Raw genomic sequence first — 11,326 nt, 5'->3', positions numbered from 1 at the left:
ACGTTTTGCAGACCAAACATCCAAGCAGTCTGGCAAACGTTTTGTGCTTGTTGTGTCGTATCCAGTTTTTTCATAAGCAAGGAGCAGACCAGCTTTTGGAGCAAGTGCCTTTGTAGCTGGAAGTCCGTATTCTGGGTCAAGAAGCATTGATGAAGCGTATTTTGTCAATTCATCCGCTACCAATACTTTAAGTTCTTCCATTTGAGCTACTGTTGGCTCCTCTGTTTGGTATTGAGCCATGAGGCGTTTCAAAGCACCACGTTGGTCAAAAGCAAGAGCTGAGATGATACCATTTTCGTCTGAGAGTTTTTGCAAGCAAGCAAGTTTATTTGGGCTTAATGTTAATTTACTCATAGATTCTTCCTTATTTTTCAAATTCGTGAATAATAACACCTTGAACAACACGGTTAACTGTACCTGTAGGTGATGGTGTATCTGGTCTGTTACCAACTTTAAGTGAAGTCAAGAGAGCAAATAATTGACCATAAACAATGTAAGGGAAGACACGGTAAACGTCATTCAGAACCCCACCGCATCCAAGTGCTACTTCCTTAACATTTTCAAGTCCGAAGGCTTGATCGCTCAAGAGAACAACACGACGAGCAATTTGGTCTCCTGCAACTTCACGAACCAAGTCCAAGTCGTACTTACGAGTATAATCTGTTGTCGTACCAAATACCAAAACAACTGTATCTTCGTTGATCAGAGATTTTGGACCGTGACGGAAGCCAACTGGGCTTTCATACATAGTCGCAACCTGACCAGCAGTCAATTCCAAAATCTTCAGTTGCGCTTCATGAGCAAGTCCGAAGAATGGGCCTGCACCTAGGTAAATCACTCGGTTAAAGTCTAGGTCTACCAACTCTTTGACATCTGCTACATTATCAAGGACTTTACGAGCTAAACTAGATAGCACTTCAAAACGTTCAGCTTTAACTGCAAATTCTGTTGGATCAAATACCAAAAGTGCTGTCAACATCATTGAAGTGAAGCTTGAAGTCATAGCAAAGCCAGCATCATTAGACGCAGCTGGTTGTAGCAACAAGAGGTTGCGGTCATCACCATGCGCTTGGAGAGCCAATTTCCCTTCAGCCGCACATGTGATAGTTACTTGATAAAGTTCATCAACCAAGGCCTTGGCCAAGTCAACTGTTGCCACACTCTCAGGTGAGTTCCCGCTACGCGCGAATGATACCAAAACAGTCGCCACATCTTTTTTCAAATAAGTTTGTGGGTTTGCTACGATATCAGTTGTCGCAATAGCATTAAAGTTCCATTTACGTTCATCATAAACTTCCTTGAAGTAAGGAACGAGAGTATCACCTACATAAGCAGAAGTTCCAGCACCAGTCAGGATAACCTTGATGTAGTCATGTTTGTCAGCAATTCCTTGCAAGAAGGCTGCAATTTCATCACGTCGTGCTTGATAAGCTTCAAAAGCTTCTTTCCAAACGTCTGGTTGTTGGTAAATTTCGCGAGTTGTGATTTCTGCCCCCAACTCAAGCAATTCTTCTTTTGTATAATCTAGCATTGAGTTCCTCTAATCTATTATTATATTGTTTTGTATTTAAAATATGGGAATGGGAGTAAGCCCCATTCCCATTTATATTCTATGAAATGTGTTCAAACAGTATTTCTGTTATTACACCTTATTCGTCTTCATCGTCATCGAAGCCAGCCAATAAATCATTAACTTTGACAATGCTTTCTGAAGCACGATTTTTATAATCTGCATCAGCTCCAGTTAGGCTTGCATTGATAAATTCAATAACCATTGGAAGATTCATTCCTGCATAAAGTTCGATGTCACGACCTTCCATAATCAGACGGCTCACCACGTTACATGGTGTTCCACCAAGGAGGTCAGCAAAGACTAGGAAATCATCCAAACCTTCGACAGCAGCTTCAAATTTCGCAGTGAAATCTTCTGGTCCATCTTCTGGAAGAAGAGCTACCGCATGAATGTTGTCTTGTGGACCCATAATCATTTCTGTGCTACCTTTAAGTTCTTCACAGAAACGTCCATGGCTCACTAAAATCAATGATTTACTCATAAATTATGCGCCCATTCCAAGTAAGAATTTACCGATGAATGAAAGTCCAACAGCAAGAGCAATGATAATACCGATTGCTTTAGTTGAGTTCATACCTTTCTTACCAAGCAACCAGAAGATGAATGCTGTGAAGATTGCTGGAAGCAAGCGTGGGAAGATTGAGTTCAAGATATCTTGGAAGTCAATCATTTTCTCACCGATTGGCAATTTGTATGAAATTTCAAAGTTGATCATTGTTGCTACAAGAGCACCCATCATGAATACACCAAGAACAGATGCAGCTTCAATCAAAGCTGTCAAAGTGCTTTGCATGTTGTTGATAAGGTTAACCCCTTCTTTGTAGGCAAATTCCAATTGTTTCCAACGGAAGATGTCATACGCTACTGCAACTGCGATCCAAAGGAAGATACCCCAAGGTTGACCAGCGATAGCCATTGTTGCAGCGATAGATCCCATGATAGCAGGTACAAGTGAACCAAAGATAGTATCTCCAAGAGGAGCGAATGGTCCCATCAAACCTGTCTTGATACCGTTAACCGCATCTTTTGAGCCAACGCCATCTTTTTCTTCCATAGCAAGGTCAAAACCAGCGATGATTGTGTGGAAGAATGGTGAAGTGTTGAAGAATTGAGTATGAACTTTCATCATTTCTTTCAACTCAGGAGTTCCATCTCCATACATTTTACGCAATTGTGGCAAGATCATGTAAAGGTAACCTGATGCTTGCATACGCTCGTAGTTCCATCCCAATTGGAAAGTGAACAAGCTACGTTTGTTAATTTGATTAAAATCTTCTTTTGTTAATTTGTAATTAGAATTCGTCATCTTCAATTTCCCCACTTTCTGATGGTGTAGAAGGTGCTGCTACAGCAACTTTTTGGCTGTTCTTGAAGTGAACAACTGCAAGGAAGATACCCACGATAGAGATACCGATCATAGACAATCCTTTGAAGTTGTTTGCAAAGCCAATTTTTTCAGCAACGTCAGCAGGAAGAGTGCCAATGATACCAGCAACTGCTCCACCAAGACCTGTTACGTATGAGTAAAGTACAGTCAACATAGCTGTCAAACCGAATCCCATAGCAAGGTAGTGAAGGTTACGTTTAACTGGAAGGTAACGAAGCAAGATAGCGAATCCAAGACCTGGAAGCATACGACCTGCAAGAGTCAAACCGTCTGCAACCCATTGGTATTCTTTAACAAGGTTTACAACACCTTGTACGAATTCTCCACCAAAAGCAAGGGCGAAGAATACTGGAAGGGCACGAGAAGCAGCCCATGGAAGCGCACCAAGAAGGTAGTTACGTTCGATAGCTTTATAGTCAAAGCGTTCGATCGCAGCATCAATACGGTGTGCGAAGAATGTAGTAGTCATACGACCAAGTACGTCGAAGTAAGTCAAAAGTGCCGCTACTGGTACAGCGATTGTAGTGATCGCAAGATCTGTTTCGATACCTTGTGAAACTGAGAAAGCTGTCGCAAGAACCGCACCAGAAGTTGCGTCGATACGAGAAGCACCACCGAAGGTACCTACCCCAAGGACAAACAACTGCAAGCTACCACCGATAAACAAACCAGTTGTCAAATCTCCCATGATCAAACCAGTAATGAAACCAGCGAATACAGGGGAACCTGCAGAAGAAACGATCGTCAACTCATCACAGATTTGATAAGCTGAGTACAGAGTGAGAAGTAAAATTTGCCACCATTGTATCATAACAATGACCTCCTAAAAATTTTTTCCTATTTTAATAAGCTCAAAAAGTCTGAAACTGGATCATTTGGAACCATTTGAGCAGTAAGTTTAACACCTTTTTCCGCCAATTTGTGGAAATCTTCTACGTCTTTATCTACAACGTTGATTGAACGTGTAATAGAACGTGTTTCTGGTGTTTGAGACATATTACCAACATTGACTGCTTCAAGCGGTACCCCTGCTTCCACTAATCCAAGGAAGCGGTCTGGTTTACGAGCAACGATAAACAAACGTTGGCTATCATATTTTCCAGCAAGGATATTGGCTGCAGCTTTTTCAACTGGCAAAATACTAAGTTTTACACCTGGTGGTGTTGCAAGTTTCAATCCGCTCTTTTCAACATCGTTGTTAACAACTTCATTGTCAACGACCATGATACGTGAAACATTCAGTTTAGCAGACCAAAGGTTTGCTACTTGTCCGTGGATCAAACGTCCATCAATACGGCATCCTACAATTGTCATAAATTTTCCCCCTTTATATGTTTTAGTGTAGGTTTACGAGTTAAGTGTATGTGATCTCTATATTCCCCTTCAGTTTCAAAGATAATGATGCGGTTAGCACCTTCCTTGAGATAGCTGTGCGGAATATAAAGCGATAAGGTTGGACCAACATTCCAGAAACGTCCGAGATGATGGCCATTGACATAGGCAATCCCTTTACCAAACTCAGATAGTTCTAAGTAGGTGTCCTTCGGAGCCTCAACTTCAAAGTCATAGGCGTAAAAGGCAGGTTGTCCTTCTGTCCATCCTTTTGAGAAATCAATCTTTTCAGGATTATCTAGTGGAAGCGAATAGTGTTCCCAGTTCAGCATGAAGTGTAGGTCTTTGCAGACACCTGTACGAATCCCTTTTCGTTGTGTATCTGCTAGGAACTTATGCCCGTAATTGACACGCCCCATATTTTCTACCAGGACATCAAAACGAGAGAGCGCTTTCTTTTCTCCTTGATAGAAGATGTCCTCACCAATTTCTGTCTGGTACTGAGTTGTAACCCATTTACCATCTACAAATAGCTGAGCTCTGTCTCGACCGTCAATGATACGGATACGTTCTTCTTCTGCATCCCAACTAGCTTCTGTACGATAGAGTAGATAACCGTAGCTTTGTCCCAACTCTTCCATTTTCTTAGGATAGAGACTTTCAGTTGGACTTGTTAGGCTATCCAAGGTTTCAAATAGAGAAACTTTCTCAACCAGTGGAATGTTTTCAACTTCCATGCTCTCTTTGTAAAGTGGTTCTAATTGTGGATACTCAGGATAGTAAGTCGCCATCATTTCCTTAACTGCCATGTATTTAGCAGTTGGATTGCCAGCTTCATTAAGGAGAGCGTCATAATCATAAGATGTTACTTGTGGTAAATCAATAGTTCCTCGAGCTGAACAACCATTCATAAAACCAAAGTTGGTTCCACCGTGGAACATGTAAAGGTTGATAGAGCCTTGCTCTAGTACCTCATGTACGGCTTCCGCTAACTCCTCTGGCTCACGCGTGATGACTGGTTCTTTCCATCGATTAAACCATCCATCCCAGAATTCCATACACATGAGTGGCCATTTCTTGTCATACTCATCAAAGAACTCTTGCATTTGCGAGAAGTTAAAGTTTGCTTTTGAACCAAAGTTCCCTGTCACAAAGAGATCATCTTCAATCAAGGTACCAGCTTTCAGAGTTGCTCGCCATGGACCATCAGATGTAAAGAGCGGACAAGTCACTGAACGTTCTTCCATCAATCGACGAATCTCACGCAAGTAGGTTTTGTCCTCACCGTATGAACCGTACTCATTTTCAACCTGCATCATGAGGATGTTACCACCATTATCCAACAATCTTGGAACAAGACGTGGAAGTAAATGATCATAGTAGCGTCCTACCATTTCTATAAAGGCTGGATCAGAGGAACGGATTCGCATGTCTTTATTTAAAAGCCATGCTGGTAAACCACCGAATTCCCACTCTGCACAGATAAAGGGAGATGGCCGAACAATAGCATACAAGCCTAAGTCCTGAGCTGTCTGAAGAAATTTTTCAATATCAAGATTGCCTTCAAAATTGAAGTTTCCTTCAGTTGGCTCATGTAAATTCCAAGCGACATATGTTTCAACAGTGTTAAAACCTAAAGCCTTGAGATTGTACAATGAATGATACCAGTCTTCTTCAGGAATTCTAAAATAATGAATGGCACCAGATAAAATTTTGAATGGTTCCCCATCTAGGTAAAAATCATCCTCAATTTTAAACCTTGTCATTTTACCACCCCATACTTTTTCGTTTGCGCTTTCATTTGTTGTTATATTAAATGATAAACTAATGAATCCATCTTGTCAATAGATTTTTCGAAAATTATTTAAAATTTTTCTTTTTTTTACTGAATTGTTTTCTAAAATTCTTGTAAAAAAATTTTTTCTTAAATATTTTCGATCTAGATAGCATAAATGTATGAGTTTTTAACCGTAAATAATATGTAAGTCAATCACTTAGAATATTATTTTATTTTTTTACATTATTTACTATCATTTTCAAACTATTTATGGTAAAATCGAAGATCGAGAAGGAAAAAATGAGGTGAAAATATGGCAATTCCAAAGTATCAATATATCAAAGATGAATTGAAAAACAAAATCATTTCAGGTCAATTTGCAAGTGGCGACAAGTTCTTCACTGAAGCAGAATTGATTGCAATGTATGACGTAAGTTCGATCACTGTTGTTCGCGCCTTAAACGACCTTGCTAAAGACGGTTATATTGTCCGCCAACAAGGAAAGGGAACCTTTGTGGCTCGCGCTCGCAAGCACAAACTCGTAGAATTTTCTGATGTAGAAATTTTTGAAACCAAGGACGATAAAGTCACTGTTCTTTCCATTGAACGCGGTAACGATCTTAACTACTTAGAAAAATTGGGATTGCGTGGCGATCAATTTTATTACAAAATCGAACGTATCCGTGAATCTAACGGTGTTACTTATATCTACCACACATCTTATATCCCTGAACAATACATCAATGCAAACTATCCAAATCTTGAATACTATAGTTCTATCTATAATCGTTTCAAATTGGACTACCACATTCACATGAATGACGAGCATTTTGAAGAAATCAATGAAATTGTATTTCCAACTCCAGAACATGCTGCTTCTATCCTAGGAATCGACGCTCAATTCCCAACTGTTCTCCAAACCAAGACAACTAAACTTGAGTCAACTGGCCAAGTGTTGGAATACATTGAAACTTACAAACGTTCTGATTTCTATAAGATTAAATTTATCTCATGTGATCGCGATCACTAAACATTAAAAAGTCTGAGACAATCGTTTCAGGCTTTTCTATTTTTCATTATAGCACGCCAGCTTTTAGTAGGAAATACCAAATGACTTTAAACTATAATTTGGAGAAATTTTACTAAAAACAGAGTAAAAATAAAAATTTAGTTCAAATTAAATAACTTCTTATATTTTTTTTAGGTATTTTATTAAAATACTTGACTTTACTAGATTCAGATAATACAATGGAATTAGTTTGTGAAAACGCTACCAAAATAATAAATTAGGAGGTTATTTAATGAAACCAGAAAATAAGCAGCGTTTCTCTATTCGTAAATACGCAATCGGAGCAGCTTCTGTCTTGATCGGCTTTGCCTTTCATGCGCAAGCTGTTGCCGCTGATGGAGTCGTACCTACTACAACAGAGAATCAACCTACTATCCAAGCTACAGGTGAATCGTCTCCACAGGCTAGCGAAGAAAAACTTGAAACTGGTCCTACACCAGAAGCCGTAGCTCCAGCAACTCCAGTAACAAACACTGAAGCACCAAAAGTTGAAGCTACTCCTGCACCTGTCGTAGAAAAAACTGTTGCAACCGAAGAAACTCCAGCAAAACCAGAAGTAACTGAAGAAGCTAAGCAGCCAGAACCAGAAAAGGTAGAAAGCAAAGAAATTGCTAAAGTTGAAGCTCCTGCAGTCACCACAGAGAGAGCAGCTCAAGTCAATGAAAAACTGGCTAAAAAGAAAATCGTTTCAATCGATGCAGGGCGTAAATACTTCTCTCCTGAACAACTGAAAGAAATCATCGACAAAGCCAAACACTATGGCTATACTGATCTTCATCTCCTAGTCGGAAATGATGGCTTGCGTTTTATGCTTGATGACATGTCTCTAACTGTAGGGGACAAAACTTATGCAAGCGATGATGTCAAACGCGCTGTTGAAAATGGAACCAATGCTTACTACAACGATCCAAACGGCAATCATCTAACTGAAAGCCAAATGACCGATTTGATTAACTATGCCAAGGATAAAGGTATTGGACTTATCCCATCTGTTAACAGTCCTGGCCACATGGACGCTATCCTTAATGCCATGAAAGAACTAGGTATTGAAAAGCCTAACTTTAACTATTTTGGTAAAGAATCAGCACGTACTGTTGACCTTGACAATGAAAAAGCTGTTGCCTTCACAAAAGCTTTGATTGATAAGTATGCAGGCTACTTTGCTGGTAAGTCTGAAATCTTCAACATCGGTTTGGATGAGTACGCTAACGACGCTACAGATGCTAAGGGATGGAGCGTGCTTCAAGCCTATAAATGGTATCCAGAAGATGGATTCCCAGACAAAGGCTATGACAAATTCATCGCCTATGCAAATGACCTAGCTCATATCGTCAAATCTCACGGTCTAAAACCTATGGCCTTCAACGACGGTATCTACTATAATAGCGATACAAGTTTTGGTACCTTTGACAAGGACATCATCGTCTCTATGTGGACTGGTGGCTGGGGTGGTTACGATGTCGCTTCTTCTAAGTTACTAGCTGAAAAAGGACACGAAATCCTCAATACGAACGATGCTTGGTACTATGTTCTCGGCCGTAATGCTGACGGACAAGGTTGGTACAACCTTGATCAAGGATTGAACGGCATTAAGAGCACACCGATCACTTCTGTACCAAAAACAGAAGGAGCTGACGTTCCTATTATTGGTGGTATGGTAGCAGCTTGGGCTGATACTCCATCTGCTCGCTACTCTCCATCTCGTCTCTTCAAACTCATGCGTCAATTCGCAAACTCAAATGCTGAATATTTCGCTGCTGATTACGAGTCTGCTGAACAAGCTCTGAAAGAAGTTCCAACAGACCTTACTCGCTACACAGAAGAAAGTATTGCAGCCGTTAAAGAAGCTGAAAAAGCCATCCGCTCTCTTGATAGCAACCTCAGCCGTGCTGAACAAGATACCATTGACCAAGCGATCGCAAAACTCCAAGAAGCTGTTGCTAACTTGACCTTCACTCCAGAAGCTCAAAAAGAAGAGGACGCTAAACGCGAAGTTGAAAAACTAGCTAAAAATAAGGTTATCTCTATTGATGCTGGTCGTAAATACTTCACTCTAGACCAACTTAAACGAATCGTTGACAAAGCCAGCGAACTTGGATACTCTGACCTTCATCTCCTCCTTGGAAATGATGGACTTCGCTTCTTACTTGATGATATGAGTATCTCAGCAAACGGCAAGACTTATGCAAGCGACGATGTGAAAAACGCCATCATCGAAGGAACAAAATCTTACTACGACGATCCTAACGGAACTACTTTGAACCAAGCCGAAATCACTGAGCTTATCCAGTATGCTAAAAACAAAGGTATTGGACTAATCCCAGCTATCAACAGCCCAGGTCACATGGATGCTATGCTGGTCGCTATGGAAAAATTAGGCATCGCAAACCCTCAAGCTAATTTTGACAAGGTTTCAAAAACAACTATGGACCTCGAAAACGAAGAAGCAATGAACTTTACAAAAGCCCTTATTGGCAAGTACATGGACTTCTTTGCAGGCAAGACTAAGATCTTTAACTATGGTACAGATGAGTATGCCAATGACGCTACCAACGCTCAAGGTTGGTACTACCTCAAATGGTATGGACTCTACGGTAAATTTGCGGATTACGCTAATAGTCTAGCTGCCATGGCTAAAGAAAAAGGTCTTCAACCAATGGCCTTTAACGACGGCTTCTACTATGAAGACAAGGATGATGTTGAGTTTGATAAAGACGTTATCATCTCTTACTGGTCTAAAGGATGGTGGGGTTACAACCTTGCATCTCCTCAATATCTAGCAAGTAAGGGGTACAAATTCCTTAACACGAATGGAGATTGGTACTACATTCTCGGTCAAAAACCAGAAGATGGTGGTGGCTTCCTCAAGAAAGCTATTGAAAATACTGAAAAAACTCCATTTAACCAACTAGCATCAACTAAATATCCTGAAGTTGACCTACCTACTGTTGGTAGTATGTTAGCTATCTGGGCTGATCGACCAAGCGCAGAATACAAGGAAGAAGAAATCTTTGAACTCATGACTGCTTTTGCAGACCACAACAAGGACTACTTCCGTGCTGACTACAAAGCGCTACGCGAGGAACTTGCTCAAATCCCTGAAAACTTAGAAGGATATAGCACAGAAAGTCTCGATGCTCTCAAGGCTGCTAAAGACGCTCTTAATTACAACCTCAACCGTAATAAACAAGCTGAGTTGGACACACTTGTAGCTAATCTCAAAGCTGCTAGACTTGGTCTTAAACCAGCTGCCACTCACTCAGGAAGCCTCGATGAGAATGAAACTGCTGCTACAGTTGAAAACCGACCAGAGCTTCTTGTTAAGACAGAAGAAATTCCGTTTGAGATTGTTAAGAAAGAAAATCCTAACCTTCCAGCAGGACAAGAGAAAGTCATCACTGTTGGTGTCAAAGGAGAACGTACTAAGTATCTTTCAGTTGTGACTGAAAATGGCAAGCAGACAGAAACAGTTCTTGAAAATCAAGTAACGAAAGAAGCTGTCAATCAAGTTGTCGAAGTTGGAACATTAGCAACACATGTAGGAGACGAAAAAGGTCAAGCTCCTGTTGCAGATGCAAAACCACGTGTTGTGATCGAGGACGAAGAAATTCCATTTACAACGATCACTCGCGAGACTCCTTCGCTACCTAAGGGACAAACTCGTCTAGTAACTGCAGGTGTCAACGGTCGTCGTAGCCATTTCTACTCTGTGACTACTGCTGCTGACGGAACTGAAGTTAAAACATTGGTTACTAGTGTTGTCGCTCAAGAACCAGTCGCTCAAGTGATTGAAGTTGGCAACCCTGTCACTCACCTTGGCGATGAACATGGTCAAGCAGCTATCGCAGAAAAAAAACCAGCACTAGAGATTCCAAATGTGCCAGCTCCTGTTACAGAAGAAAAACCAAAACTAGATATTCCAAATGAACCAGCTCCAGCAACTGTTCCTGCAGAGGAAAACAAAGCCCTTCCTCAAGGCCCAGCTCCTGTAGTAAAAGAAAATAAACTTCCTGAGACAGGAAGCCAAGGTTCAGAATGGTTAATTGCTACTGGTCTTATGACTGCTCTCACAGCTTATGGACTTAGCAAGAAAAAAGATTAATACTCTTCGAAAATCAAATTCAAACTACGTCAGCTTCACCTTGCCGTACTCAAGTACAGCCTGCGGCTAGCTTCCTAGTTTGCTCT

Annotated in this window: 8 protein-coding genes and 1 pseudogene; 2 read left to right on the top strand and 7 right to left on the bottom strand. The window is 40.7% G+C overall.

Annotation, left to right across the window (positions count from 1 at the left end; genetic code table 11):
* The 7 genes and pseudogenes from ADM33_RS03440 to ADM33_RS03410 all read right to left on the bottom strand — a co-directional run.
* Window positions 1–354 (bottom strand): annotated as a pseudogene (locus tag ADM33_RS03440) (tagatose-bisphosphate aldolase); the annotation flags it as partial.
* A gap of 10 nt (window positions 355–364) precedes the next feature.
* Window positions 365–1,531 carry an SIS domain-containing protein gene (locus tag ADM33_RS03435; RefSeq protein ID WP_049503181.1) on the bottom strand — a complete coding sequence of 389 codons (1,167 nt, stop codon included), beginning with the start codon at window positions 1,529–1,531 and terminating at the stop codon, window positions 365–367.
* A 118-nt stretch (window positions 1,532–1,649) separates the two neighbouring features.
* Window positions 1,650–2,054, bottom strand: coding sequence for a PTS sugar transporter subunit IIA (locus ADM33_RS03430; protein ID WP_075229687.1), 405 nt, complete (start codon window positions 2,052–2,054; stop codon window positions 1,650–1,652).
* A 3-nt stretch (window positions 2,055–2,057) separates the two neighbouring features.
* Window positions 2,058–2,879: a PTS system mannose/fructose/sorbose family transporter subunit IID gene (locus ADM33_RS03425; RefSeq protein WP_000185292.1), complete on the bottom strand. Its 822-nt coding sequence runs from the start codon at window positions 2,877–2,879 to the stop codon at window positions 2,058–2,060.
* Window positions 2,866–3,771 (bottom strand): PTS mannose/fructose/sorbose/N-acetylgalactosamine transporter subunit IIC, encoded by a 906-nt coding sequence (locus ADM33_RS03420; protein WP_000616985.1) that lies wholly within the window; start codon window positions 3,769–3,771, stop codon window positions 2,866–2,868. The genes ADM33_RS03425 and ADM33_RS03420 overlap by 14 nt, the downstream gene beginning before the upstream one ends.
* A gap of 26 nt (window positions 3,772–3,797) precedes the next feature.
* Window positions 3,798–4,274, bottom strand: a complete 477-nt coding sequence (locus ADM33_RS03415; protein WP_000156977.1) for a PTS system mannose/fructose/N-acetylgalactosamine-transporter subunit IIB — start codon at window positions 4,272–4,274, stop codon at window positions 3,798–3,800.
* Entirely contained in the window at window positions 4,271–6,058 is a 1,788-nt protein-coding gene (locus tag ADM33_RS03410) for a glycoside hydrolase family 35 protein (RefSeq protein ID WP_049503180.1), read from the bottom strand. Before ADM33_RS03410 ends, ADM33_RS03415 begins: the two co-directional genes overlap by 4 nt.
* A 324-nt stretch (window positions 6,059–6,382) precedes the next feature.
* Here ADM33_RS03410 and ADM33_RS03405 point away from each other — a divergent pair, with 324 nt between their 5' ends.
* Together ADM33_RS03405 and strH are read left to right on the top strand one after the other, a co-directional pair.
* Window positions 6,383–7,099 (top strand): GntR family transcriptional regulator, encoded by a 717-nt coding sequence (locus ADM33_RS03405; protein WP_049503179.1) that lies wholly within the window; start codon window positions 6,383–6,385, stop codon window positions 7,097–7,099.
* A 271-nt stretch (window positions 7,100–7,370) separates the two neighbouring features.
* Window positions 7,371–11,240 carry an LPXTG-anchored beta-N-acetylhexosaminidase StrH gene (strH, locus tag ADM33_RS03400; protein ID WP_049503178.1) on the top strand — a complete coding sequence of 1,290 codons (3,870 nt, stop codon included), beginning with the start codon at window positions 7,371–7,373 and terminating at the stop codon, window positions 11,238–11,240.
* Window positions 11,241–11,326: the final 86 nt, after the last annotated feature.

The organism is Streptococcus oralis, assembly GCF_001075875.1.
GTDB lineage: Bacteria > Bacillota > Bacilli > Lactobacillales > Streptococcaceae > Streptococcus > Streptococcus oralis_I.
The sequence above is the reverse complement of the archived record's forward strand: the minus strand, read 5'-3'. Positions and strand labels throughout refer to the sequence as shown.

Coding starts and splice junctions, on each gene's coding strand:
- ADM33_RS03425 (WP_000185292.1), bottom strand. CDS start 2,879: ATGACGAATTCTAATTACAAATTAACAAAAGAAGATTTTAATCAAATT.
- ADM33_RS03420 (WP_000616985.1), bottom strand. CDS start 3,771: ATGATACAATGGTGGCAAATTTTACTTCTCACTCTGTACTCAGCTTAT.
- ADM33_RS03430 (WP_075229687.1), bottom strand. CDS start 2,054: ATGAGTAAATCATTGATTTTAGTGAGCCATGGACGTTTCTGTGAAGAA.
- ADM33_RS03405 (WP_049503179.1), top strand. CDS start 6,383: ATGGCAATTCCAAAGTATCAATATATCAAAGATGAATTGAAAAACAAA.
- strH (WP_049503178.1), top strand. CDS start 7,371: ATGAAACCAGAAAATAAGCAGCGTTTCTCTATTCGTAAATACGCAATC.
- ADM33_RS03435 (WP_049503181.1), bottom strand. CDS start 1,531: ATGCTAGATTATACAAAAGAAGAATTGCTTGAGTTGGGGGCAGAAATC.
- ADM33_RS03415 (WP_000156977.1), bottom strand. CDS start 4,274: ATGACAATTGTAGGATGCCGTATTGATGGACGTTTGATCCACGGACAA.
- ADM33_RS03410 (WP_049503180.1), bottom strand. CDS start 6,058: ATGACAAGGTTTAAAATTGAGGATGATTTTTACCTAGATGGGGAACCA.